Raw genomic sequence first — 25890 nt, 5'->3', positions numbered from 1 at the left:
AAACCTTTTCAGAGAGACAGCTATGGCTCGCACCATTCTTTACACTTACAAAGACCAAGACAAAGAACTGACGTTCTCATACCAGCAGCACCGCAACATTCAAGAAGCGGTTGCAGAAGCAGAAGGTATCGATATCACTGAGTTCCTAAAGATGGAGCAACAAATCGAAGCAGTGTCTGACACTAAAGCAGTGCGCAACTACCGCGACAACTACTTCAGAAAATTAGGCTTTAGCAAAATCACCCTAGCTCAAAAAGAAAACCTAGGCGTAGGCAAAAAGAACAAATAAGCTTAGCTACAAACAGAAAACTCGCGATTCGTCGCGAGTTTTTTTATACATGCTATTTTTGTTCGTGCTCTATACCCGAGCATACCGAAATTACTTAGGTATATGAGTTACTTGGGTATATGAGTTACTTCGATATATAAGTAAAAAGCCCCGTTTTACCTTGATGGTCTAAACGGGGCTTTAAATTTCTTCTTACTTTATCGAGTAAGGTTTCAGTCACTACTTGATGTTTAGGAACGCAGCGCCACGTACACCACCTGAATCACCGTGTTTTGCTTTGATGATCTTCGGACACTTCGCGACAGAAAGCAGGTACTTAGGAATACGCTTTGGCATCTCTTCGTAAATCAATTCGAAGTTGGAAAGACCACCACCCAGCACAACAACATGTGGGTCAGTTGCTGTAAAGATGTTTGCAAAACAGATTGCCAGCAACTCCATAAAACGCTCAACGTGCTCGACGGCTTTCGCCTCACCTTCTGCGTGCGCTTTAATGATGTCGATCGCTTTCTTCTCTTCACCGTAGTAATGGGCGTAGAGCAGCTCGAAGCCTCGACCAGAAAGGTAACTGTCTAAACAACCCTTCTTGTCACAGCCACACCCCAACAAAGGTGCGTTTTCGCCTAAGTGGAACCAAGCATCGATAGGTAAACGAGTATGACCCACCTCACCTGCTACGTGGTTACGGCCAGAGAAAACTTTACCATCGTAGATAAAACCGCCACCAAAACCAGTGCCTAGGATCAAACCAAGTACAGAAGGCTCATCTTGAAGCTCTTCGTCCCATGCTTCTGATAGCGCAAAACAGTTCGCATCGTTTTCAATCTTTACGCTGCGACCGATTTTCGCTTCAAGATCCGCGCGCAGTGGTTTGCCTTTCGCCGCAGGAACGTTAACTGTTAATACCGTTGCATCGTCTGCGTCTTCCATGCCAGGTAGACCAAGACCAATGGTGCCTTCGCAACCAAACTCTGCATCGTATTTGTTAACCAATTCCGCAATGGTATCAACCAGCAGCTCGTAGTTGTCTGTTGGTGTAGGTACACGTTCCGTCGCTACACGCTCAAGCTTCTCGTTAAATGCACCAAATTCAATTTTAGTGCCGCCGACATCAAAGCCGTAATACATGTATTTCTCTCCTAAAAAATGCTTAAACGACTCCAAAAATGGCTGGAGTCAAAAGTATAAACTAGTGGCATTATCCATATCTGTACGCCTGCAAACCGTGACCGAATGCAGATTTATCCCCTCGCTGAAGTCAGTTGAACAACATGCCATCAACAAAAGTTCATTCCTTAGAGTCAGCTCTCGGTTTTCAACCACTCTTTGAAACGTTTCAAATGCGGTCGATTAGGATCGTTTTTGACTCGGGTCTTGGTTAGCATGTAGGTTTCTCTAAAGGCTTCAAACCACAATTGAAGACATTCCGATGCTTTGTTCTCACCGGCTTGTTTCAAAACTAAAGTCGCAACTTCAGCTGTCGAAAGATGCTGCTCGTTCTCAGAACGGCGCATGATGTATTCTGATAAACACTCCGGCTCGATAGATAGGACTGGTAGAGACTGTAAAAACTCAGAGCGACGGAAGATTTTTCGCGCCTCACGCCAACTACCATCGATAAAAATCAACAACCACTTTTTGCTATTACCATCAGTGCGATGTAAGTGCTCAGAGTGTAATCCATCTAGCAATCGCTCAGGTTGATCAACGTAATCGGCAGGAAAAACAATGACCGGCTGGTAGTCATCGTTGGACAAAAGATCAAGCATCTCTTGTGAAGGTTCAGTGCGATTCCATTGATACACGTAAGTCTCTTTCACCGTATCAGCAATCAAACGGCCTGTATTGCTTGGCTTAAACACTTCGTTCTCAGACACAATCAGCATGCACGCGACATTGCTATCGATATCAGGTTGCAATTCACATAAACAATGCTGCTCTGAAACCTGACAGAATGGGCAGCGCTGAACTTTGCATCCACGAGCATTGAAAGGCTTCGTTGAGATGGATTGACGATACTGATATAAACGATTGAAAGCGTGGATTCTCATGAAGGAAATGCCAAATAAAAACGAGAGCGCGATTCTACTGGTATAACCGCTCGCTCACAAGGCGGCAGCGTTATTACTCTAAAGACCAAACATTGAAAGAATCTCACGTTAGTTAAGGTCTATTGCGACAAATGCGTAGAAGAAGGAAAGATCAGTGACTGAAAACACGTTTACCGACCCATCTTGGTTGCGACTTAGCTGTTTTATTGGCGTATTGTTGCTGTGTACTCTTTGGGAAAACAAGCTCCCAAGAAAGACGCTCACCGTCAAACGTTCCTTTCGCTGGTTAAACAACCTCTCTTTGGTCGCCCTAAATAGCGCGATCATTGCATTAGTGATGCCTATCGCTGCGTTTCAAGCTGCGACCATTGCTCATGATCAGCAATGGGGACTATTCAATCTTCTCTCCCTGTCCGGTTGGTTAAATGTGTTACTTGCTGTGATTGCTCTCGATCTCATCATCTATGTGCAGCACTTGGTTTTTCATCGCGTGAAACCGCTATGGAAAATTCATCGTATGCACCATGCCGATTTGGATATCGATGTCACAACTGGCGCGCGTTTTCATCCAATTGAAATCATCATCTCGATGGTCGTCAAAATCGCCTCGGTATTCATTCTTGGTGTTTCACCTCTCGCGATTGTGGTTTTTGAGATCATTCTAAATGCGAGTGCAATGTTCAATCACAGTAACGCAAAACTTGCGTTATCTATCGATAAGAAACTGCGAAAAGTCATTGTGACACCAGACATGCACCGCGTGCACCATTCGGTGATTGTGAAGGAAACCCATTCGAACTTTGGTTTTTTCCTTTCCGTTTGGGATAGATGGTTTGGAACGTATCGCGCACAACCAGCGCTTGGACATAACGATGTCGTGATTGGCGTGCCTGAGATCAGGGAAGCGAGAGAGCAAAGATTGGATAAGTTGCTGACACAGCCTTTTCGCTATCGCGAAGGTAAGGGCAAGAACGATGATTAAAAGAAAAACGTAGATGGAGTAACCAACAAAAAACAAATCACAGAGTTCATTGTAGAGTTTTTTTGGAGGCCCCATCTACCGAAAAGACTTGCCGAATTAACTTTCGACTAATTGGCGTTTTTTATTTAATTGCGTAATGCCGACAACCAAGCCTATGACTCCAAAAACAGCACAAATTAAAGCGCTAGTGTTGACGTGTTGCTGCGTTTCGAAGGAGCTGTACACAAAAGCAAGACTGAAGAAAATGGTGCCAAAACTCAAACCTGTTAACGTACTAAAACCGGCAAAACTCGCCAAGTCTTTAAAATCGTTCATAACGAATCCCTGTTGATAATCCTTAAATGTGTGAGTAGATAAAGTTAACGAAATATCTGACGCGATTGCTGGTGCTTTCGCGCATTCCAAAGCCAGATGGAAACGCCCAACGAAAAGCCCAAGAACAGCGTTTTCATTTGCAGAGCCACATTGTTGTCCAATATTTCTAATGTATAGTGAGCGTGTGAACTAAAAATAACGTTTGTCATCAAAATCAATAGCATCAACACCAAGCCCACTCTGCGATGTTTCACTAATAAGTACACCGCTAACAAATCTAAAAGACCTAATGCGCTCCAATAAATGTTTAGCCAACGCGGAGCAAAATCGTAAGGCAAAAAGCCATCAACGATGTTGTCATACAGGTGAACCACGCCACCTATCGTCATAAAAAGGCATAAGAGAAACACTACGAATTTATCCATTATCGTTTCCTTATCTGAAAGAATGCGCAAAGCATATAGAAGTCAATTAAACATTTGTAATCTCATAGCCATTTTTGAGATCGACAGTGCCTTTAAACCGTACACGAGGCGTGCGAAAGAAGAGTAACGACTGCTCTTCCTTATCTATTCGCTCCTGATAGAAGCATAGTGTTTGCTTTGGCACTTCGCTCAAATCCGCTAGTTTTCCCTCGAGATTAGGTGAGAAAGGTTGTTGGGCTCGCGATGATAAAGATATGTCACACTCAACACTCCTTCGCGATCTCAGATACAAAAACAAATTTTTTCGACGGCGGAAAGATACAATCGTCCGAACATCTAAAGCCTCGTAGCCAGAATCCGTCGTCGAGATCCCGTAGATACAAACCACGAGGATAAGCTTTGTCATTCGAAAGCGGGGAAGACACCACAGTAAGGTACTCTCCCTTCGCCAAGTCAATTTCTTGTAAACGGAGGTATGGCGCAACAACTAAAGGGCAAGGTGATAGATTTTGTGTCGACGCCGCTTCAATCATTTCTCCAAGGGTCGCGCCAAAATAAAGTCCGAAGTCAAACGGTGTTTTTATCGTTAAAAAGAACGATTGAATGTCATCTGAGCACTCGACTTTGTCATCATCGAATAGTTGTTGGGCGAAGACATTCAATTGAACACCTTTTTGACTCAAGTGCTTTAACAAGTTCTTCTTTGTTAAACCTCCAACTTGCAACCTCACTTACACCACCTCTTGGTCTATGAGTTTTCGAACTTTTTCCAGTGCGTGCTGAAAAACAGTATGCGCCTGTGAGGAAATATCGCTCCCTATATCGTGCCAAAAAAACGTAAAATCATGTCCGCCATCGTCTTGCGTATGAAACGTCCATGAATCCGCTAGGTCTGGACACTCACACAAAACAAAATGCCATGCTTGATTTTGAAATCCACTGTCCCATGAGCATAAATACCGAGCGGAGATAATGTGCGCAATCCCAGATTCTTCAGCCAGCTCCCGTTTTGCAGCCGTAATGTAACTTTCATCAAACGTCTCAACCGTTCCCTTGACTAGTTGAATACCCGCTAAGGGATGCTGAAAAAGTAGGAGCTCTTGGTTTTGCTTACGCAGAACGACGGGACAGACTTTATCGATCATAAAACCACTCCTCGTTGTCTAAACAGAAAACTTTGGCTTGCTCTGGATACAAAGGAATCGTATGAAGTTGATCTAAACGCACCCACTTTAAATAATACTGGTTAACGTCTGACTGTCTGGTTTGTTCCGGCCCCACCCCCAATTTCACTTTTGAGTTCCCTACATAAGAAAGAAAATAGGTTTCTAAGCGACCTTGATTTTCGAGCTCAAAAACCTTTTGGATCCGATTGAGTCCCAATGAGGTTTCTTCCAGCGCTTCTCTTTTCGCAGCTTCAACAGGCTGCTCTCCAACTTCAACACTACCGCCGGGGAAAACCCAATAATGTCTATCGTTTTGAAAACGCTGGATAAGCAAAAGTTCTTGCTGATGATTAACCAGTATAAGGCTGGCTCTTTGTAATAGTTGCATGATTCATTCCTTTGAATTCGGACAACATTCTAGCCATCTTGTTTTACCGACATAGCATTAACACCACGTAGTGATAACTCAGCCCTTAAGAAATGAGCAAGATGCGATATAACTCACTTTTGCGATTTTAATAGCAATGAGAAGGTGCGTAGAAGCAACAAAAAAGCAGAACCGAAGTTCTGCTTATAGAAAATAAAAACATGTCACTTAGGCGGACTGATGTAGCTCGTATTTATGCAACATCGCTTGTTGATGCCCTGCAATTTCTGCCACTTGTTCAGAGCTTTCAACCATGGATTCAAGTTGTAGCTTTGTACGCTCTCCAAGCTCGGAAATATTATTGATGGATTGAGACACGTCCGCCGTCGCACGTTCTTGTTCTTCCGTGGCAACAGAGATCTGCTCAACACGCTCTTGAATGTGCTTAACCGCGAGGTTGATGTCAGAGAACGTCGATTTCACTTCATTGCTGGAATTCAGCGCGTGGGTCATTTCTTCTCGCGAATCATTTACCGCTTGGCGAGAACGCTCTGCCGCAGTAATAAGCTCGCTCATCATTTCACGAATATTGGTCGTTTGTTGGGAGGTATCCTTTGCCAGTTTACGGACTTCATCCGCGACGACCGCAAACCCGCGACCTTGTTCACCTGCGCGAGCAGCTTCAATAGCTGCATTCAGCGCAAGTAAATTGGTGTTTTCCGCGATACCACTGATCATATCGACCATTTCACGAATCTGCTTAACACGCTGGTCTAGCTCTAACATCGATTGTTCATTCATATCCAAAGAGCTTTCTAATGATTCCAACCGCTTGCGGTTTTGCTCGACAACTTGAACACCTTTTTCGGTATGTCGTGTAGCAAGTAATGAATCTTCTGACGAAGCATTCGTTACTGTCGCAATTTCACGTATGGATGCCTCTAGCTGAGTAATCGTAGTCACCATGCTTGCTAACGCTTCGTTTTGCGTCGTTAGACCTTCATTGGTTTGCTCAGCTGCATCGTGGCTGATTTCTGCGGTTTGATAAAGCGTCTCACAGTTACGTGTAACCGTTTGGATAGAGTCGTGTGTTGAATCGATCACCTGATTCAATTTGCGTGCGACCTCTTTTAGCTCAAAGGGGCCTATCTCATCTGCTTTGGCACGAAAATCGTGGTCAGTTAATGCGGATAAACGTACCAGCACATTCTTCAAGCCTCGGTTTGTCCACGTTTTTAGCCCGAACCAAGAGACCAAAACAACCAGAGATATAACACACGCCGCGACAAGAACCATCATGCTGACGTTGCCTATGGTGTTATTGACCATGGCTTCGCGTTCATCAATCAAGTTCGATGCCGACTGCGAAATGCTATCCAAGAGCCTCATGGTTTCATCAGCTAATAACGACGCTTGATGAAACTCACGCTGTTGTTGTTCGCTTTGGGCCAACTTGGCAAGAATGAGTTGCAAAATGCCCTCTTCGTCAAAGCCTGATTTCACCATCTCATAAGGCGCTGTCAAGCTGGCGTAGTCACTGACTTCAGGGTGTAGGGCTTTGAAATCTTCGTAAGCAAGGTTAATCCCCGCAATTCGATTTCGCATCTCCCGATATTCTTTCTCCGCTTTAGGTAAATCGGTATGCATCATCATTACAAGGAAAGTGCTTTCCATCGAACTCGCAGATGCAATAAAACGGTTTGCCGCGTCACTCGACTCAGGATCGTCCAGGCTTAAAAATGAGCTAATTCTGTTCATCTCTGGGCCGATGGAACTCAGTCCATAGCGAAAACCACCAACATTCGCGTCGATGTGCCCTTGCATCTGAATCACCGCGGATTGCTTGAGTAAAATGGAGTTTGTGATTTGGTGCAACGTCTCCACTTTATCTTTTAACTCATTGGAAAGCTGTGGGGCGACTTCGGATGTTTTCTCGATCAGACCTTCTGTCTGTTTCGCCAGCGCTTCAATTTGCGCTTCTACAAGCGGCAACTCTTTCGCTTCCGTTACCTGCATTCCATAGTTGAGCAGTTTCACCATCTCCAACACATTTCTGGTCAGAGTCGCATTGGCCATCGCAATCGGTAATGCTTTTTGAGACAAATCTTCAAATTGTTCTCCAACCTGCCCCATTCCTTTGAAACTTGAGACAGAAAGGGCTATAACAAGTGCGATGATAGTTAAAAATGTTGCGCTGATAGTCTGAATCAGTGAAAGCGATGTGCGTGAGCGTTTGCGCGTTGCCATAATCAATTTTTATTCTTTCTTGAGGTTGAGTCGGCTTTGTCGTGAATCCGTCACACATGTGAGACAAAACCGTGATTTTCAGCCCATACTATGGATTGGTTATGACATTAATATTTCAGTTATGAGTCATACAGATGACAGGTGAAGATTTGCGTCGTATATATTTTCCTTTGATAATCAGTGCTCTACTTTCAGCTTGTTCGTCTGGCCCAGAGCCGAGTGAACAGGTTGAAGTAACTGTACCCACCAATCAGTTATTGTCTAATAACCCTGACTTGTTTCAGTTTTACAACGAGTGGCACGGCACGCCCTATCGACTTGGCGGAACGCAAAAATCTGGAATCGACTGCTCGGCTTTCGTTCAAAGAGCCTTTGTCGAAGCGTATCAACTCGCCCTACCAAGGACGACAAAGCAGCAATCCACACAAGGCGTTGAGTTGAGTTGGACGGATGCCAAACAAGGGGATTTGGTGTTTTTTAAAACTCGACGAAGCACCTACCACGTTGGAATCTACTTGGGGAACAAGCAGTTTATGCACGCATCAACGTCTAAAGGGGTAATTATTTCTAGAATAGACAACCCTTACTGGGCGTCCAAGTTTTGGCAAGTAAGAAGAGTTACCTTGTAACCCTTCTTATTGTTGGAATAGTGTTTAGCTGAATATTAGGGGGCATACTCGGCATTTGAACATTAGTCGTAAGTGGCGACTGCGGTATCAAATAGGTTTTTCACTAACGCAATGTATTCATCTAGAAAAGCAATCTGTTCGTTCGTTGCTTTCTTGCTCCACACGCCCGCTAGCACTTCACCAAGGTCTTCTACAACGGCATCTGCTTCTTTAAGCAGTTTAAAACGTACGCTTGAGTGAAGCTCAGGGTTTTGCTCAAAGATCGCCATGATGTTTGAAGCAACCATGTCAGTAACCACATCTTCGATGCTTTCGGAACCTGTATCACCAATTTCCGTTGTGAAAATATCTAGATTAAGCGACAAATGCTCAATGAGAGCGAGATACCCATCGGTTTCTACAACCACTGTTTTTCTCCGTTTATTGCAAGCCTTCGTAGCTGAAAGCGAATTAGTTTCAATAGTAAGACATGCCGAGAAAATTTCATTAACTTATTTCATATTAATAAACATTCATGCGCTAACTGGATGCTTTTCAACCAATTAGGTTAATCGCATTCATGCAAACAAGTTTGGTTTCGCCCATTTTCTTTTGCGCGGTATAACGCCGCATCAGCACTCTTTAACCATTGAGTATGACTTTCAAAATAAGGCTTATACTCGCAAACACCAATACTTATCGTGTAATTAATCAAAAAATCTTCTACTTTCACGATCTCTTGCTCAATTCTCTTACGTAATCGCTCGGCAAAATAGCATGCTTGCTCTTGATTGGTATGCGGTAATAGCACAGTAAACTCTTCGCCACCAAAGCGGCCACAAATGTCACTGCTGCGCGCGGTTTTACGAAGTAAAGCAGAAGTACGACGAATTACCTCGTCACCCGTTGGGTGGCCATAGGTGTCGTTTACTTTTTTAAAGTGGTCAATATCGAAGATAACCAGAGAACATGGTCCGTCGATCACTTTGAGGTGCGCAAACTCATCTTTTAATGATTGCTCCCAAAATGCTCGATTAAACAAACCTGTTAAACCATCCTTTCTGCTGATCTCAGACAAATGCTGATTGGTTTCTCGCAAATGGATTCGGTTTCTCGCCGTTTCGGAAACATCGTTCACTTGAATCGCAATATGGCTTACTTCGCCAGAAAGTGAACGCAATGGCGTGATAACGATGTCTTGAAACATAAAGTCACAGCTGTTGGAAACCGGTGAAAAGTTGTTGAATTTAAAAAGGTATGGTCGGTTTTCCCAACTGGAGAAGGAACGAGTCTCAAGATCAGCAGAGGCCTTTAGTTTCGTTTCCAACCACGTTCGTGGTAGTTCGTCGAAATGATCGAACAAGCATTGACCTAAAATATCTTGAGACAGCACACCGCTGTAAGACTGCATAAAGCTGTTCCAGACACACACGTTATATTCTGGATCAAGAACAATGAGCCCAGAATCCATGGTATCTAAAATTTGTGTGACCCAATGAAAGTCTGCTATGTCCAGCGTGATATCGGACATCAGATTAACTCCATGATTTCATAAATAATTTCTACTGATGGTTTGTCTATTAGAAATAATACTTCACACTCAAAATCGAGCGCTTCCGCCATGTAGGTATATTCGATGGTAAAGAGTTCGCCTGATTCTCCTTGTTCTTCATTGTAAGGAGTGATTGTATCGACGATGCCCGGCTGACGAAGTGAAAACTGCTTATCAAGTTGGTTCCCTAAAGAGGTTAGGAATGACGAAACCAGCAAGTTAGAGACATTTAAAATAATTTCATTATGAGGCGTAAATTCGAGCAGATACCCCAACCTTTCGCCAATTTGATTGATATCTTTCCCACGTAGGCAAACCAACGCCTCTCCGTGTATACCGCCGCCAACAAAGCGCTGCGAAACCGCTACAGAGCTATCTCGCCCAATCACGTCCACCAGCGTCATATGCAATTCACCATAGGACAATGGCCCGACATGCGGAACTGGCAACTGGATAAACTCATGCAAGTGATCAGCCATAATGGCCGCCCCTTTGCCTAGCGCAATATTGGCAATTTCACGAAACTTGGCAAGGGATGAAAGCTCTTCTTGGCTTTGTGCAGAATTAAGCTCAATTGATGTTCGCTGTGCATAATGCAACCCAAGACGCTCGTACAGCGGGATGACTTGTTCTTCTGACAACGGCTTTGCGATAAAATCCATTGCCCCTAACTCTAGGCAGCGCTGCTTTGCTTCTTGTTGTACATCACCCGACACGATCACGATCTGAGTTGGATAATGGCTTACGGGTAAAGACTCAAGAACCTCGAAACCGTCCATAATGGGCATCGTTAAATCGAGGAACAAAACGTCAATATTTTGTTCGGCTAAGATTTTCAGCGCCTCATTCCCGTCTTGGGCTTCGATAAGGTGCAATGAGGTATCTTGTACGATGGTTCGAGCGATAAGCTTACGAGCAACCGCCGAGTCATCACATATCAGTATTTTCATGCCACCAATGGAACTAAAGTCAAAAAAATAATCATACCTGTTGTAAACAAATTGCTCCATATGTTAAGCCGACAAATCATAGGCTTATAGGAGATTTGATTCACACTTATAAAAAATAGGTGTTTTTAATCAAAGTTTTCTTGCCGAAGTATGCTCAACTCCGCGCCAATCTCTTGTCGTTTATCCTAAACTATTGGTGGTCAAATAGATTCGCGAGGTTTTGTATGTGGCAAGCAATATCGCAACAACTTTCTGATACTTTACTGTTTGAATATCAGATCACCGAAAAAGTTCGACTATCCGGCGGAGACATTAGCGAAAGCTATATGATAAACGACGGTGAGCAACGCTATTTTGTCAAAATCAACGACCGAGAATTCTTGCACAAGTTTGAAGTTGAGGCCGAGAGCCTACACTTGTTACGCGAAACTTCGACAATATTTGTCCCTGAAGTGGTATTGGTCGGTAAGACCAAAAACAACGCTTTCATTATTTTGAACTACCTTCCTACCAAACCCCTAGATGGCCCTGAAAACAGCTTTAAATTTGGTCAGCAATTAGCTCAACTGCATCAATGGGGAGAACAGAAAGAGTTTGGTTTCGATACCGACAATTATCTCGGTTCCACCCTGCAGCCGAATCAATGGCACAAAAAATGGTGCATGTTCTTCGCTGAGCAACGTATTGGTTGGCAACTGCAGTTATTAAAAGAGAAAGGCGTGACGCTAGTTGATATCGACGACTTTATTGACGTTGTAAAACAGCTTCTTGCGAACCATACGCCAGAACCGTCTCTTCTACATGGTGATTTATGGAATGGTAATGTCGCTCTCACCGCGTTTGGCCCGATTTGTTTCGATCCTGCATGCTATTGGGGGGACCGAGAATGCGATATCGCGATGACTGAATTGTTTGGAGGGTTTCAACCTGAGTTCTATCAAGGGTATGAATCGGTGATGCCATTGCTGCCTGGCTATCATGAACGAAAAGATATCTACAACCTCTATCACATCCTCAATCATTGTAATTTGTTCGGTGGGCATTATTTGGAGCAAGCTCAGCTCACTATCAATAAAATTATTTCTTACTAATTTGGAAGGAACAAGTCACTGCTTTGTGTCAATTTTCGAGGCACATCACTCAAGCTACAGACCCCAGATTCAAGGTTGAGTTTGGGGTCAAGTTTTGTACTTATTTCGAATCAATTAGCAACAAGTCCACCTAATATCTAAGTAACTTATCTTTAGATTGTGCCTGAGCCGTTGGCATAAATGGCGTTTACGCGATTTGTGAATGGTCAGGCAAAGTAAGTGAAAGGGCTGTACTTCCTTAAATATTGAGTTTTAAAAGCCCTGCAATACTAGGAGTTGTTGTATGAAAAATTATACTGAAAGGCATGTTAAGTGCCCGCATTGTGGGCACTCAATAGGCATAACATTGGATGCCAGTAATGGGGATCAAGAGTTTTATGATGATTGCCCGGCTTGTTGCCATGCGATTCATTTAAATATGCGCGTGGACGAACTTCAAGATAAAGTCGAGTTGTTTATTGATGACAACTACGAGTAGCCACCCTCGGTATTGTTTTAAATCCATTTAAAATAGAAAAAGGAGCCTCTTTGCTCCTTTTTCTTCATCTATATGAGGCCAATATATAAGGCCAAATCTGCGTTCCAGCTACAACTGTTTAGCCGCCAAAACGCGCTCAACAGTATCAACGATAGCTTGAGTTTGAGGATCGAATTCAATGTTCACCTTGTCACCCACCTGTCGACTGCCAAACAAGGTTCTTTGTAAAGTTTCAGGAATCAAATGCACAGAGAAACGGTTTGCTTCAACTTCTCCAATGGTTAGCGAGCAGCCGTCGATACCGATGTAACCTTTCGCAAGAACATATTTCATCGACTCTTGTGGTAACTCAAACCAAATTGTGCGGTTGTTCGGCGTATCAATCACATCCACAATATTTGCCATTAAGCTAATGTGACCAGACATACTGTGCCCACCGATTTCGTCACCAAATTTAGCAGCGCGCTCAACGTTAACGGCGCTTCCTTCTTCGAGAAGCCCCAAGTTGGTCAACGCAAGCGTGGCTTGCATCAAGTCAAAGCTGACTCGATTTCCATCGATGTTCGTCACAGTTAAACAGCAACCATTATGCGCAACAGACGCACCAATTTCTAACCCTTCAATTAACGCGCCATCGAGTTCAATGACGTGAGTTTGAAAACGCTCTTTCTTATTAATCTGAACAACCTTCGCTGTTCCTTGCACTATTCCTGTAAACATGTCTTTTACCTACTGATGCAATACAAACGTTGGCTATCCGCACAGACACTGAAGTCCCGCGGCATTTTGCCTTCTATACCTAAACAATCCTTCGAAGAAAGCCAAAATGAGAATCGCTTAGGTATAGCATATGCACATACAATTGTTTATCATTTGCGCGGAGTTTCTCCGAGGCATTTTTTCACCTTATCGTGACTAAAATCAACCATCAGATCAGTTCATCACATCTTTTGTCCTCGAGCACTCCCTTTCTTTCAATCTTATTGTTCCGCTCTGGAGTATTTTTCGTGCATCGCTATAAAGAAGAAGCATCGAGTCTAATTAAATTGGCTACCCCTGTATTGATCGCGTCTGTCGCTCAAACGGGCATGGGTTTTGTCGATACCGTAATGGCAGGTGGCGTTAGCGCAACTGACATGGCTGCGGTATCTGTCGCTTCAAGCATTTGGCTGCCATCTATTTTGTTTGGTATTGGCCTGCTTATGGCTTTGGTTCCTGTTGTGGCGCAGCTTAACGGATCTGCGCGTCGCGAAAAGATCCCATTTGAAATTCAGCAAGGTGTTGTCCTTGCGTTGTTAATCAGTATCCCGATCATTGGTGTGTTACTGCAAACACAGTTCATTCTACAATTGATGGACGTAGAAGCTGTGATGGCAGATAAAACCGTCGGCTACATTCATGCTGTGATTTTCGCTGTGCCAGCTTTTCTTCTCTTCCAAACTCTGCGCAGCTTCACTGATGGTATGTCATTAACCAAACCAGCGATGGTGATTGGATTTATTGGTTTGCTGCTGAACATCCCGCTTAACTGGATTTTCGTTTACGGTAAATTTGGCGCGCCTGAGTTGGGTGGCGTAGGCTGTGGCGTAGCAACCACCATCGTATATTGGGTTATGTTCGCGTTGCTGTTGGCGTATGTGATGACGTCATCACGACTAAAAAGCATCAATGTGTTTGGCGAATACCATAAACCACAATGGAAAGCGCAAGTTCGCCTGTTTAAACTGGGTTTCCCTGTTGCAGCGGCACTGTTCTTTGAAGTGACACTGTTTGCTGTAGTGGCGCTGTTGGTATCACCACTTGGCCCAATCATCGTTGCGGCGCACCAAGTTGCGATTAACTTCTCTTCGTTGGTATTTATGTTGCCAATGAGTGTAGGTGCTGCGGTAAGTATTCGCGTTGGTCACCGTTTGGGTGAAGAAAATGTCGACGGTGCACGCGTTGCATCTCGCGTCGGAATTATGGTTGGTCTTGCTTTAGCAACGATTACAGCGATCATCACAGTATTGTCTCGTGAACTGATTGCTGAGCTTTACACCAATAACCCAGAAGTAATCACACTAGCGATGCAGTTATTGCTGTTTGCCGCCGTTTACCAATGCACTGACGCCGTTCAAGTCATCGCAGCCGGTGCACTTCGTGGCTACAAAGACATGCGCGCGATCTTCAACCGCACGTTCATCGCGTATTGGATTCTTGGCCTTCCTACTGGTTACATTCTTGGTCGTACAGATTGGATTGTTGAACCAATGGGCGCGCAAGGTTTCTGGCTTGGCTTTATCATCGGCCTGACCGCAGCTGCGTTAATGCTTGGTGTTCGCCTTCGTTGGATGCACCGTCAAGAGCCCGATGTACAACTTAACTTTTCTCTGCAGTAATTCTGCTCGCCATTGGTGACGGTTTACAACAGAACGTAAAAGCCAGCATTCGCTGGCTTTTTTGATCTTCATGGCAAGTTGTTAGGTATACTTTTTGACAACGTATTAATTGAGTAACACAAGCAAACAGACAAGGAAGTTCGTGAAAATCCTATTCTTCGCATTACTCGCTTTGCTCAGCGGTTGCAACGGTTGGACGAATCCAGAGCGCGCAATCTTTGAAAAGTACCATCAACGTTTGGCAAACGTGCTCGACGTTCCTCCGAGAGAGCTTAACGAGGTTTCCGCTATCACGATTCCTGATAAAAGGGCTTTGTATCAAGAGTTACCAAGATTGTCGCTAGGGTTACTAGAGAGTTACCAGCTGCGTCAATGCGGCCTGTTCAACCTGATTGCGGAAAAGAACTCCCAATTGGGCAAAGTACAAGACCCTTTCCATGACCTGGATTACCAAACCACTTTGCTCAACACGCTCAATAGTTGTTTGACTGAATACCCCTTGAGCGAAGACGAACGCACGACATTAACTCGCCTGTATGAACAAAAATGGCAGCATCTTCCCGTTCATCTTGATAACGTTCTCCTCACAAGCGAAACCATGCGCAAGCAACTCACCGCTTCAAGTTGGTTATCAGCAAAAAGCCACAATCAAACTGCTCATGTCAGTAAAACCTTTCATGCGTTAAATGCCATGTATGAGACGCCTAAAGGGGTCATTTCGCGCTTACCCTCTTTCTCCTTCGTGCAATATCAAGAGGAAATGGAAAAGTCTCGCTTGATGGGTAAGGTTTACTTCACTTTGAACAGCACTTCTGAGTGGCTTGATGTCACCACCAAATTGCTAGAAGAAAATCAAGAGCACATTGTGTGTGGAAAGAATCGAGACACCACAAAATTTCGCTATTTGAAAAATGTTTTCCAATCAATTTATGTTGAAGAAGTACAGCCATACCTCGCCTTTGTCGACAGTACATATCAGCAGTTGAATGATGGTGCGATACTCATTGAGCAGAGAATGGAACTTCATGGGGAAAGTTATGGCGTGATAAAAGCGCATGAACAATTTAGAACAAAGACCCTCGAACATGTTAAGTTCTGGCAGGGTCTTTTTAAACGTTGTGGCGTGGTAGTTGGAAACTCACCTACTCCTTGAATCGTTCTCTCAAAAAGCGAGCAAATCTTGGTTTCCCCGTTTGGGTAAATCCGTTGTATCTAAACGTAATGGTAGAACCGATTTTCGGCGGATGGCGACGAACTTCATCCGTAAAACCGCTGCCGATGTAAAACTCTGTACCATCTGGCAAACGCACGAGCATTGCGCCCATCATCCCAAGCAAACGCCCCGTTCCCGGTTTGTAGCCAACCACTTGAGCTTCCGTGTCGGCATAGCGCTTTAGCTTAAGTAAGTCGCTTCCTCTGCCCGCTTGGTAACGGCTCGACACTTTACGCAGCATCACGCCTTCGCCATCGGACAAGGAAATTTTATCCAGTTGAGCAAACAAATGTTGCTCGTTTTGGATGGCTCGGTGCTCAACGTATTTGATGTGGTGCTCATCAATATCAAACACTAAATCCTGAATGTTGTAATAACGTTTTCGGTAATCTCCTGCGGAATACGGCATGTCAAACACCATAAAATCGATTTCGCGCCACGCGCTATCAATTGGTGTTTTATCAAGAACGGTTTGCTGAACAATGTGAAAATTTCCGCGTCCGGCCCAAAGCTCACCATCCAATGGATAGTTCGGGAGTGACTCAGTGAACCACTCGGGCGCATAAATTCGGTTTCCGTTTCGGGTCACGAGGTGTTGACCTGTCCAGTAGGCTCGAATTCCATCGAGTTTCTCACTGTACCAATACTCAGAAACATCTATTCCATCTTGATAGGTTTCAGCAAGAGAGACGGGCGGAGCTATAGGTGTATTCGCTTGGGGCTGCGCAGATGCCATAACGGCAAGGGCAATCAATGTCATTTTTAATGGCATGGGGGAACCTTGTACAAAAAAGCATCTTTATTGAAACGTAACTCCACCGATTTACCTATTTGTCAGTGTTAATTATTCGACTCAGAACAATCAACATAAGTAATGGTTTGCAAGGTAAATCATAAAGTTTAGACAGGTATTGCATTTGTTTTTTCAGCTCACGCTAATGGCACGGTTATAAAGCCAAACTCTCCTCTTCTATTTTCAATCTGCATCTAAATCATCGTTCATTTTTGATTCTCAAATTGAGAACTGGGCGTTTCTCAATTTGAACATCACACTGCCATCACTTTAATTGATTGAAATTATTGAATTTAAATTTTGGCACGCTCCCTGCTCTACGAGATTAGGAAAGAACCTAAATGGAGATAGGATCATGGAACTACGCAAACTTGAAATCACCCAAGACAAACTAGCGATTGAGATTTTTGGTGACTTGGATGCAAACGGCTGTCGTCAAGCCCAACATCACATTGATGAAGTAATTCACAACAATCATCACAAAGAAGTCGAAATCAACCTCCAGCACGTCCAATTTCTTGATTCCTCAGGGATTGGTGCCATTGTTTACTTATATAAGCGCCTAGTTGAACGTGAACGAAGCATGAGTATTGAAAACGTATCAGGTCAGCCATTAGAAATCATGAGCTTGCTACGTATCAACCATGCCATTCCCGTCAATTCAAAAGGACACTAAAAATACCGGTTTAAACGGAGGTTGGCATGGTAAATCTAATACGACGAAGTGTAGTTAGCGGTCTCGTTGTCGGCATGTTTGGTTGTTCGTCATTTGATTATCCCGATCATGGTCAGGGTGGATTGGCGGAAAGCTATCAAGATATTTCGATTGAGAACTATCAGTTCTCGCCTGTTATGCCAGATGAACCATTGGGCCCAGAGCATGGATTGCGATTCGATTGGCAGTTGACCAAGCTTCATCTCGACGCTTTGATTCAAGAAGGCGCTCGTTGGTGCTTCCCTGCTGCAGTGGTGCAAGCACTCGAGAAGCAAAATCGCATTGCTCGTGAACTAGAAGGCGGTTTACTGCTTGATGCCGCCAATGACCTGGTCATCCAGCGTCGTCGATTAAACCAGCTTGAGCAGCAACTCGATTACGTACTTACGCAAACCACTTGCACGCCGCCGGACGACATCGATGCACTAAGGAATGACTTAAACATCGTCGCCGATATTTATGCGCTGCTCAACGTCGACAATCAGTTTGCCATTGATTCTGCGGAGATCAATCCGAAGTACATGGGACACTTGGCAGAAGCCGCTTATATTCTGCGCGACCACCCTGCTCTGTCTCTGGTTGTCACTGGCCATGCGGACGTCACGGGTACGCCTGAGCACAATAAAAAACTAGCACAGGAACGAGCCGAGCAAGTTAAACGATACTTAAGTGTGTTCGGAGTAACGTCAGACCGTGTACAAACCAAATCTGTTGGCGACACATTGCCTTTGTATGAGGGACAAACGCCAGCCGTGCGCCTAACCAACCGTCGTGTGAGCATCGAAGTTCTCAGCGCAAACTCTGATAGCAATGCGCCAAGTAATCACAATTTACCTAACAAAGGCAACATGCCAACGAGCGCGAGCGGTTCGATAGGAGGCGCGTTATGAGCATTTTCAAAACGTTTTTTGCCTTGTTCGCGATGTGCGTGCTCGCTTGGGTAACCCCTCTACATGCCGCAGATAACGACACAGTAAAAGTTGGTGACTTAGTACAGATCAACCTGCCCGGCGAAGCATCGCTAAACCAAGGTTTTCAAGTGGACCGCCGCGGACGAATCAACTTACCGGAAATTGGTCCGGTGTTTGTTGCTGGTTATAACGAGCAGCAATTGCAAGATGTCATTATTGAAACGCTGAAAACCGTCTATCGAGACGTGAATAACGCTCGCGTGTTCATTAAACAGCAACAACTGCTTGTCTCCGTGCAAGGCTACGTTGTTAAGCCGGGAGAATACACGTTGCCCGCAGGTTCTAACATCCAAATGTTTGTTTACGAAGCTGGCGGACTCCGTGCTGGCGCGCAGCTCGACAAAATGATCGTCAAACGTGGCGATCAGAACATCGAGTTCGATTACAAACGCTTTTTGGATACAGGCGACAACAGCCAGCTACCAAAACTGGAATCGTTAGACGTGTTATTTGTGCCTGCTTCCCCATTGGTCGGCAACATTGAGCAAGAGTTCGATGCAGCCAAACTCGCCAACTCTGGTGACAGTGCCGACTCCGCTCGCGCAATCAAAGTGTTCGGTGAAGTGAACGCCCCGGGCTCATTTACTTACAAGCCAAACACCACACTTGTCGATGTGGTCATGCGCGCTGGCGGTGTTACTCGCTACGCGAGCGTTGAGCAAATTCGCGTGATTACGAACAACACACCAACCATGTTCAACTTGAAAACCTACCTAGATACTGGCGATCAAAGCTTACTGCCTGAGATATTGCCCGGTGCAACCATCTTTGTTCCTAAGCAGGAAGAAGAGATAAAAGCTGGCGCGAACGTAGTTTATATCATGGGTGAAGTTGCGCACCCGGGGGCTTACGAAGGTAAACAAGGCGCGAGCTTTATGGACATTCTGGCAAACGCGGGGGGCCCAACTCGTTACGCAGAATCACGCCAAATACGAGTGATAAAAGCCGACGGTCAGGTGATCAAATTCGACTTAACGGCGCATACTGAAGGGCTCTCTTCCGTGGCGCCACCAAAAGTGAGCGCCGGCGACGCGATATTCGTACCGGAAAAAACCGACTTTAATGAAAAGTCATGGTTGAAAGTCGCACCCAGTCGCGCCGTTGCCGTAATGGGCGAAGTCGTTCGTCCAGGCCGAATCGAATGGTCAGATGAAATGGATCTCATTGATTTGCTGGCTCACGTTGGCGGCCCTACTCGCCGTGCCGACACCTCCAAAATTGAAGTGGCCAACAACGGTCAAATGACGAATTTCGATTTAGATCAGTACATTTTAGATGGTTCGCCAGCGTCTAACTTGCCACGCGTTTCTGCTGGCACGGTCGTGCGCGTTCATGCACTGCCAGACGACCCTTCCGACAACAAATCTCAATGGGTCAGCCAAAGCTCAGACGCGTCCATTTACGTGTTTGGTCAAATCAACGCACCTGGTCGCTATCGCTTCACGGACGAAATGCACTTTCTCGATATTCTTTCGGCCGCCGACGGCCCGACGATGGATGCCGATATCCACAATATTCGCGTGACTCATCGCGGTTTAGGCTACGCAAAAGTGAGCAAATTAAATCTGTCGATGTATTTCGAAACGGGAGATGAATCTATCCTGCCAGACGTGCGCCCTGGCGACACTATTTACATTCCGGAGAAAAACAAAAACTGGCTCGACCGCTCTAAAGAATCCACCGTGCGCGTACTGGGTGAAGTACGAGATCCGGGACGCTACGTGTTCAACGACAACATGACGGTTTTAGACTTATTGGCAGAAGCTGGCGGCCCAACAAACAGCGCTTACCTTGAGAAAATTAGCATCGTCAATATGTCGTGCTGCCAAGGCCAAGCGAGAACGTTCGACCTCGTAAACTTCAGCAAAACCGCCAACATTTACGATCTACCTGTCATTAGAGCTGGGGATACGATTTACATTCCTCATAAAGATGAAAGCTTTGCAGAAAAAGCGCGCGCTGGTTTGAGAGACATTCTTCAAATCACCACCACCATCGTGTTAATAGGAGCGCTGTAATGACCATTCCTGCGACTCATGCCGAAATCGAGCAAATCTATCTGCAAAGTGAACAAAAGGGTCACAGATCGATTTGCGTGGTGGGCTGTAAATCTGAAGAAGGCGTTACGTCTGTCGCCTCTTCTCTTGCCGAGCGCCTTATCTTGGCAGGTTACAGCACATTATATGTGGACTTGAACTTATTCAAACCCGCGTATCACACGGTGCACGAGTTTGATGATGACGCAAATGTCGGTCATTTAATTACGCGCGAAGATGCGCACCAAACGCTGGTGGGATTGCCTGCCCCGTCGCTGGCAAGCACCAAACTGGCGTATCGAGATCCAACCGCACTGAGGAAAAACATCGAGACATGGTTATCTCAGTATGATCGCATTGTCATCGACACCTCTCCGTTGCTCAGTGTGAATAAGAGTAACATTCCACCGCAAGTCATCGCGGGAGTTTGTGATGCAACTCTTCTGGTTGCTCATTACGGGTCTACGACGACCACGCAACTTGAGCAAGCCAAAAAGCTGCTTGAAGCAAGCGATGCCAATCTGATTGGCTCGGTACTAAACATGAAACACACTCCGAGCCTAAAAGACGAGCTGATTCGCCAAGTCGAAAAGCTGCGTTTTCTACCGAAAAAATGGAAAGACAAACTGGCCCAGCAGATTAAAAAAAGTGAACTGTTTATGTTATAGGGAGCGCTTATTATGAATTCCAATACTGCACAACATATTGAACAAGAGTTGGTTGATGAGCTCATTCTCCAGCAAATGATTAAAGACACCTGCGCGGAGATCATTCCCACGTTGATTGAACACTATATCGAAGAGTCTCGCGAACGGATGCAAAAAATAGAGCGGGCGTTGGGTGAGCATGACCTAGAAAAACTTGAGTTTGAAGTCCATACACTTGGCAGTTCTGCGCTGGCATTAGGCAACCGCCCATTGTCTCGTCAAGCCAGAAGCATCGAGAAACATTGTGTCGAAGGTAAAACCCAACAAGCATTGGAGCTGTGTGCAGCATTGCCTTTACTGGCTGAACGTTCGTTTGAAGCACTCAACCTGCGCAAGGCTCAAGGTTTTGAGTAACAAGAAGAAAACCCGCAAAACCATATGAACCATCGCACTTATTAAAGTGCGATTTGGTCTTCATCTTTTAAAATTCATACCGCGCTTAATCAATTAAAAAGTAAAGAATTTTCGCAATATCCCTGCCCTGTGCTAATACTTAACTATAACTTTTCTCAAATTGAGAATCTTCTAGCGACTTGAGGATGCTTATCTATTTTTTCTTTCTCATCAATCTCCAAGTGAGCTGGCAGAATCATAACAATGAATCAGATTAAGTTGGGATAGGACTATGAGACCAAGGGTGTTACTGGTAGAAGACTCTACCTCATTAGCCATACTTTATAAGCAATATGTGAAAGATGAGCCTTACGACATTTTCCATGTCGAGACAGGTCGTGAAGCCATTCAATTCATTGAACGCAGCAAGCCTCAACTGATCATTTTAGATTTAAAACTTCCAGACATGTCGGGTGAAGACGTGTTGGATTGGATCAATCAAAATGATATTCCCACTTCGGTCATCATCGCCACCGCACACGGCAGCGTCGACTTAGCTGTAAACTTGATACAAAAAGGCGCTGAAGACTTCTTAGAAAAACCCATCAATGCCGACCGTCTTAAAACCTCTGTGGCACTGCATCTAAAGCGAGCCAAATTGGAAGACTTGGTAGAAAACATTCAGTCTACCTTCGATCGCCACAACTATCATGGCTTCATTGGCTCAAGCCTACCGATGCAAGCGGTATACAAAACGATAGATGCCGTCGCACCAACCTCGGCCAGCGTCTTTATCGTCGGTGAAAGTGGCACGGGTAAAGAAGTGTGCGCCGAAGCCGTTCATCGCCAAAGTGATCGCAGAGACAAACCTTTCATCGCCATAAACTGTGGTGCGATACCACGAGATTTGATGGAAAGTGAGATTTTCGGTCACGTTAAAGGGGCGTTTACTGGCGCAACCACAGACAGAAAAGGCGCAGCAACATTGGCCCACGGTGGGACGCTATTTCTCGACGAGTTGTGTGAAATGGAACTGGAAATGCAGAAAAAGCTACTGCGCTTCTTACAAACGGGCACTTACACCCCACTTGGCGGCACGAAAGAGATGAAAGTCGATGTACGTATCATTTGCGCCACCAACCGAGATCCACTTACAGAAGTTGAAGAAGGACGCTTCCGCGAAGACTTGTATTACCGTGTTCACGTTGTGCCGATTGATATGCCACCTTTGAGAGAAAGAGGAAGTGACATCGTCACGTTAGCCAAGCATTTTCTCACGACTTACGCCAAAGAGGACAAGAAGAAATTCTCTAACATTGATACCGAAGCGCAGCACGTGATCAAACATTACGAATGGCCTGGCAACGTAAGGCAGCTACAAAACATCATTCGTAATATCGTGGTACTCAACAATGATGAAAAAGTCACGGTGGCTCACCTACCCGCTCAGTTAACTCAAAAGAAAACGCAGGCAAGAACCGTAACCCCTGTGCACGTCGAATCATCAAGCCCGAGCAGCAATCTCAACGGACATAATGCTCCAGCGATGCAAACACAACCCATTGAACCAGTGCAACCTGTTCAAGAGGTGCCTGCTCAACAAACACAACCTACTGTCGGCGTTGAAACACCGAGTCATTCCTTATCGCCATACTTTAATGCAGACGGAAGTATCCGACCAATGTGGCAAGTCGAACGTGAAGCGATTCAAAACGCGATCGCTTATTGTGATGGTAACGTGCTCAATGCCGCTGTGATGCTGGAGCTAAGCCCTTCAACGGTCTATCGTAAAAAACAAGCGTGGGAAGCGGATGAAGTTAATCTCGAACAATCCTGATTTACCCATTGTGGGCGAAGTTTGGATTTTTGTTGATAGCCGCATTTTTGGCGGCATCGAAAGCCACATATTAGAGCTGGCAAAAGGCATTCTCGCGTTTGGGCACGCCGTGCGTATTGTGTTGCCAACGGAGTACACACCTCAAGCACAGCTTGTAGAAAAAGCGCAAGCGGCAAACATTCCCACCAGCTATTTACCGCAAATATCTGGTGTTCCTTCGAATACAATTGCGATCAAGCACCTCACCAGTGCTGTCGCGCATCACCAACCGAGTGTACTGCACACTCACGGCTACAAGGCGAGCATACTGGCTCGCACCGCCAAACTGCTCACTCGCACTTTTCCGCGTTTGGTCTCAACTTATCATGCAGGTGAGTCGTCATCGGGCAAACTGTGGCTTTACGACGGGTTAGACAGATGCTCAGGCTACCTCTCGGATCACTGCTTTGCAGTAAGCAAAAGTATTCAAGATAAAGTGCTCTGCCCTTCGCAACTGCTCAACAACTTTGTCGCGCTACCAAGCATGAACAACCATTATCAAGAGATCTCGTTTGTTGGTCGCTTAAGCCATGAAAAAGGCGCAGATCAATTTATCGAGTTAGCAAAAGCCTGCCCTGATTATCGCTTCTCTATCTATGGCGATGGGCCTGAGCGACAAAACTTAGAGACAACCGCACCAGCGAATGTCATTTTTCATGGTCATCAAACAGACATGAACCCGGTATGGGAAAATATCAGCGTATTGATTATCTCTTCTCGCTTCGAAGGACTACCCATGGCGGCACTTGAGGCAATGGCACGCGGCATTGTGGTGATCAGTCTAAAGGTCGGACGTTTACCCGACATCATTCAATCCGGCAACAATGGTTTTATTGCCGATGATGTCCCCGCTCTCGCGCTCAATCTACAGTACTGGATGGCGATGGAGAAAAGCCAACAAGAACGAATCCGTAAAAACGCACGCCAAACGATCGTAGAACAGTTTTCAACAGAGAGCGTTATTCCCGTATTGCTAACGCAATATCAAATTGAGATGGATAACTAACCCATATTGGTTCTCAAATTGAGAATTTGTCTCGCTGCCTCTTTGTTTTCATCTCCTCACCCATACATTTCAATCACTTAAACCAATAGCATATTTTGGCATCTCGGTTGCAGTAGTCGAATTAGATTAACGATAAGACCGAGGTGACTTATGACTACTCCAAAACGCATTCTTTACGTTCATTATGGTGATAACTGGATTCGCGGCAGTGAAGTGGTACTACTCGATCTTATCTTGGGTATCGACCGAGACAAGTTCGAGCCAATTGTCTGGTCAAACTGCCAACCTCTTATTGAGAAATGCCAAGATCTTGGTATCAAAGCAGAGCACTCTACGTTCAATCTCGTCGGTGGCTGGTGTGCGCCGCGTTGGGACATCACGGGTTGGAATAACCTGATCAAACAAGGTTCAGCGCTCATCGAGAAGCACAATATCGACCTCGTTCATGTCAACAGCGGTGGCCCTTGCCAATGGATGTCCTTAGCCGCACGCATGAATCATGTACCTCTCGTCACCCAATTGCATTGTCACTACACGCTGCGCGATCGTTTTTCGCTTGGCTTGCACCTTTCGCCGAAACTAATCTGTGTGAGCAAAGATGTAGGCCGTGAAATTCTGCGCGATGGTTATCCAGAAGAGCAACTGCACGTAGTGCACAACGGCGTCTCTTTGGATGACTCTGAAGCGCCTATCGACATCAAAGCGCGCTTGGGTATTCCTGCTAATGCATTCACCTTCCTTTCGGTTGGTTCGCTGATCAAACGCAAAGGGTTTGACCGCCTCATTCATGCTATGCGAATGCACAACTACCATCAAACCAATCCACATCTCGTGATTGTCGGCGACGGTGAAGAGCGCGAAAACTTGAAGCAATTAGTTACCGACCTTGGTATGCAAGACCGCGTGCACTTCGCCGGAGAACAGACCAATGCGGGCGCTTGGATGTCGGGCAATGCTGACGCTTTCATTAGCGGCGCATACGAAGAGGCTTTTGGTCTAGTCGTAGGAGAAGCGGCATTAGCAAAACTGCCAATCGTAGCACCTAAAACTGGAGGTATTCCCGAATTATTCGAGCACAACCATAGCGCCCTTCTTTATCCAAACCAGGGGATGGCGGGACTGCTGAATGCGATTCAATTGGTCATGCAAGATGCCGACTTGCGAGAAAAACTGGCTGAAAATGCCTACCTACATGCTAGCCAAAACTTGACCACGACCGCTTCCGTCAAAGCGATTGAAGCAATTTATGAAACCGAGCTGGAAAACAAAACTGTTGTACCGATGCCAATGGCGCAGTGCATGAAACCCATTTCCCGCTGGTTGAGCATCAACTGAGGAACA

Annotated in this window: 28 protein-coding genes; 15 read left to right on the top strand and 13 right to left on the bottom strand. The window is 45.3% G+C overall.

The window, feature by feature from the left end:
* The first annotated feature begins 22 nt into the window (after positions 1–22).
* Positions 23–289 carry a DUF2960 domain-containing protein gene (locus ACYJZR_RS07285; RefSeq protein WP_005377584.1) on the top strand — a complete coding sequence of 89 codons (267 nt, stop codon included), beginning with the start codon at positions 23–25 and terminating at the stop codon, positions 287–289.
* Positions 290–508: 219 nt separating this feature from the next.
* Here the strand turns inward: ACYJZR_RS07285 and nagK are convergent, their stop codons facing one another.
* Together nagK and ACYJZR_RS07275 are read right to left on the bottom strand one after the other, a co-directional pair.
* Entirely contained in the window at positions 509–1417 is a 909-nt protein-coding gene (nagK, locus tag ACYJZR_RS07280; protein ID WP_005495063.1) for an N-acetylglucosamine kinase, read from the bottom strand.
* Between the two features lie 173 nt (positions 1418–1590).
* Positions 1591–2340, bottom strand: coding sequence for a tRNA-uridine aminocarboxypropyltransferase (locus ACYJZR_RS07275; protein WP_029842797.1), 750 nt, complete (start codon positions 2338–2340; stop codon positions 1591–1593).
* A gap of 154 nt (positions 2341–2494) precedes the next feature.
* Between ACYJZR_RS07275 and ACYJZR_RS07270 the strand changes: the two genes are divergently transcribed.
* Positions 2495–3322: a sterol desaturase family protein gene (locus tag ACYJZR_RS07270; RefSeq protein WP_069492806.1), complete on the top strand. Its 828-nt coding sequence runs from the start codon at positions 2495–2497 to the stop codon at positions 3320–3322.
* A gap of 96 nt (positions 3323–3418) precedes the next feature.
* On the opposite strand, the gene ACYJZR_RS07265 is transcribed toward ACYJZR_RS07270, so the two are convergent.
* From ACYJZR_RS07265 to ACYJZR_RS07240, 6 genes are all read right to left on the bottom strand, one after another.
* On the bottom strand, positions 3419–3637 hold the full coding sequence (locus ACYJZR_RS07265; RefSeq protein ID WP_406966340.1) for a hypothetical protein: 219 nt from the start codon (positions 3635–3637) through the stop codon (positions 3419–3421).
* Between the two features lie 44 nt (positions 3638–3681).
* Entirely contained in the window at positions 3682–4062 is a 381-nt protein-coding gene (locus ACYJZR_RS07260) for a hypothetical protein (protein ID WP_005495070.1), read from the bottom strand.
* 263 nt (positions 4063–4325) lie between these two features.
* Entirely contained in the window at positions 4326–4793 is a 468-nt protein-coding gene (locus ACYJZR_RS07255; protein WP_069489040.1) for a hypothetical protein, read from the bottom strand.
* Positions 4794–5207: an NUDIX hydrolase gene (locus tag ACYJZR_RS07250; RefSeq protein ID WP_406966339.1), complete on the bottom strand. Its 414-nt coding sequence runs from the start codon at positions 5205–5207 to the stop codon at positions 4794–4796.
* Entirely contained in the window at positions 5197–5616 is a 420-nt protein-coding gene (locus ACYJZR_RS07245) for an NUDIX domain-containing protein (RefSeq protein ID WP_025545532.1), read from the bottom strand. Before ACYJZR_RS07245 ends, ACYJZR_RS07250 begins: the two co-directional genes overlap by 11 nt.
* A 207-nt stretch (positions 5617–5823) precedes the next feature.
* Complete coding sequence (locus ACYJZR_RS07240) at positions 5824–7842, bottom strand: methyl-accepting chemotaxis protein (RefSeq protein ID WP_406966338.1); 2019 nt, start codon at positions 7840–7842, stop codon at positions 5824–5826.
* A 134-nt stretch (positions 7843–7976) separates the two neighbouring features.
* On the opposite strand from ACYJZR_RS07240, the gene ACYJZR_RS07235 reads away from it, so the two are divergent.
* Positions 7977–8471 carry an NlpC/P60 family protein gene (locus tag ACYJZR_RS07235; RefSeq protein ID WP_015296721.1) on the top strand — a complete coding sequence of 165 codons (495 nt, stop codon included), beginning with the start codon at positions 7977–7979 and terminating at the stop codon, positions 8469–8471.
* A gap of 62 nt (positions 8472–8533) precedes the next feature.
* On the opposite strand, the gene ACYJZR_RS07230 is transcribed toward ACYJZR_RS07235, so the two are convergent.
* The 3 genes from ACYJZR_RS07230 to ACYJZR_RS07220 all read right to left on the bottom strand — a co-directional run bounded on the left by ACYJZR_RS07230 (position 8534) and on the right by ACYJZR_RS07220 (position 10952).
* Positions 8534–8878: a DUF3802 family protein gene (locus ACYJZR_RS07230; RefSeq protein ID WP_005453925.1), complete on the bottom strand. Its 345-nt coding sequence runs from the start codon at positions 8876–8878 to the stop codon at positions 8534–8536.
* A gap of 140 nt (positions 8879–9018) precedes the next feature.
* Positions 9019–9981, bottom strand: coding sequence for a GGDEF domain-containing protein (locus ACYJZR_RS07225; RefSeq protein WP_005453915.1), 963 nt, complete (start codon positions 9979–9981; stop codon positions 9019–9021).
* Positions 9981–10952 carry a response regulator gene (locus ACYJZR_RS07220; protein WP_015296719.1) on the bottom strand — a complete coding sequence of 324 codons (972 nt, stop codon included), beginning with the start codon at positions 10950–10952 and terminating at the stop codon, positions 9981–9983. Before ACYJZR_RS07220 ends, ACYJZR_RS07225 begins: the two co-directional genes overlap by 1 nt.
* A gap of 224 nt (positions 10953–11176) precedes the next feature.
* On the opposite strand from ACYJZR_RS07220, the gene ACYJZR_RS07215 reads away from it, so the two are divergent.
* Complete coding sequence (locus ACYJZR_RS07215; RefSeq protein WP_461715866.1) at positions 11177–12043, top strand: fructosamine kinase family protein; 867 nt, start codon at positions 11177–11179, stop codon at positions 12041–12043.
* 283 nt (positions 12044–12326) lie between these two features.
* Complete coding sequence (locus ACYJZR_RS07210; RefSeq protein ID WP_005396219.1) at positions 12327–12521, top strand: CPXCG motif-containing cysteine-rich protein; 195 nt, start codon at positions 12327–12329, stop codon at positions 12519–12521.
* Positions 12522–12629: 108 nt separating this feature from the next.
* Here the strand turns inward: ACYJZR_RS07210 and ACYJZR_RS07205 are convergent, their stop codons facing one another.
* Complete coding sequence (locus ACYJZR_RS07205) at positions 12630–13241, bottom strand: riboflavin synthase (RefSeq protein WP_025507637.1); 612 nt, start codon at positions 13239–13241, stop codon at positions 12630–12632.
* Between the two features lie 287 nt (positions 13242–13528).
* On the opposite strand from ACYJZR_RS07205, the gene ACYJZR_RS07200 reads away from it, so the two are divergent.
* Together ACYJZR_RS07200 and ACYJZR_RS07195 are read left to right on the top strand one after the other, a co-directional pair.
* The gene (locus tag ACYJZR_RS07200) at positions 13529–14899 is read left to right on the top strand and encodes an MATE family efflux transporter (protein ID WP_015296717.1); all 1371 of its coding nucleotides are present in this window, start codon (positions 13529–13531) and stop codon (positions 14897–14899) included.
* Between the two features lie 142 nt (positions 14900–15041).
* Positions 15042–16052: a DUF3080 domain-containing protein gene (locus ACYJZR_RS07195; RefSeq protein ID WP_025524985.1), complete on the top strand. Its 1011-nt coding sequence runs from the start codon at positions 15042–15044 to the stop codon at positions 16050–16052.
* Here the strand turns inward: ACYJZR_RS07195 and ACYJZR_RS07190 are convergent.
* Positions 16042–16884, bottom strand: coding sequence for a DNA ligase (locus ACYJZR_RS07190; RefSeq protein WP_017448527.1), 843 nt, complete (start codon positions 16882–16884; stop codon positions 16042–16044). The two genes, ACYJZR_RS07195 and ACYJZR_RS07190, sit on opposite strands and share 11 nt — an antisense overlap.
* 376 nt (positions 16885–17260) lie before the next feature.
* Between ACYJZR_RS07190 and ACYJZR_RS07185 the strand changes: the two genes are divergently transcribed.
* From ACYJZR_RS07185 to ACYJZR_RS07150, 8 genes are all read left to right on the top strand, one after another.
* Positions 17261–17581 (top strand): STAS domain-containing protein, encoded by a 321-nt coding sequence (locus ACYJZR_RS07185; RefSeq protein ID WP_005454817.1) that lies wholly within the window; start codon positions 17261–17263, stop codon positions 17579–17581.
* Between the two features lie 26 nt (positions 17582–17607).
* Positions 17608–18510 (top strand): OmpA family protein, encoded by a 903-nt coding sequence (locus ACYJZR_RS07180; RefSeq protein ID WP_005491469.1) that lies wholly within the window; start codon positions 17608–17610, stop codon positions 18508–18510.
* Positions 18511–18542: 32 nt separating this feature from the next.
* Positions 18543–20609: an SLBB domain-containing protein gene (locus ACYJZR_RS07175; protein ID WP_049877691.1), complete on the top strand. Its 2067-nt coding sequence runs from the start codon at positions 18543–18545 to the stop codon at positions 20607–20609.
* Entirely contained in the window at positions 20609–21295 is a 687-nt protein-coding gene (locus ACYJZR_RS07170; protein WP_005454821.1) for a CpsD/CapB family tyrosine-protein kinase, read from the top strand. Before ACYJZR_RS07175 ends, ACYJZR_RS07170 begins: the two co-directional genes overlap by 1 nt.
* Before the next feature lie 12 nt (positions 21296–21307).
* Positions 21308–21688: an Hpt domain-containing protein gene (locus tag ACYJZR_RS07165; RefSeq protein ID WP_005454845.1), complete on the top strand. Its 381-nt coding sequence runs from the start codon at positions 21308–21310 to the stop codon at positions 21686–21688.
* 271 nt (positions 21689–21959) lie between these two features.
* The gene (locus ACYJZR_RS07160; protein WP_029559867.1) at positions 21960–23504 is read left to right on the top strand and encodes a sigma-54-dependent transcriptional regulator; all 1545 of its coding nucleotides are present in this window, start codon (positions 21960–21962) and stop codon (positions 23502–23504) included.
* Positions 23479–24549 (top strand): glycosyltransferase family 4 protein, encoded by a 1071-nt coding sequence (locus ACYJZR_RS07155; RefSeq protein ID WP_406966336.1) that lies wholly within the window; start codon positions 23479–23481, stop codon positions 24547–24549. Before ACYJZR_RS07160 ends, ACYJZR_RS07155 begins: the two co-directional genes overlap by 26 nt.
* Positions 24550–24699: 150 nt before the next feature.
* Positions 24700–25884 (top strand): glycosyltransferase, encoded by a 1185-nt coding sequence (locus ACYJZR_RS07150; RefSeq protein WP_140090697.1) that lies wholly within the window; start codon positions 24700–24702, stop codon positions 25882–25884.
* The last annotated feature ends 6 nt before the right edge of the window (positions 25885–25890 follow it).

The sequence above is a fragment of the Vibrio sp. RC2502 genome, assembly GCF_054850435.1.
This window is presented reverse-complemented; position numbering and strand designations above follow the sequence as displayed.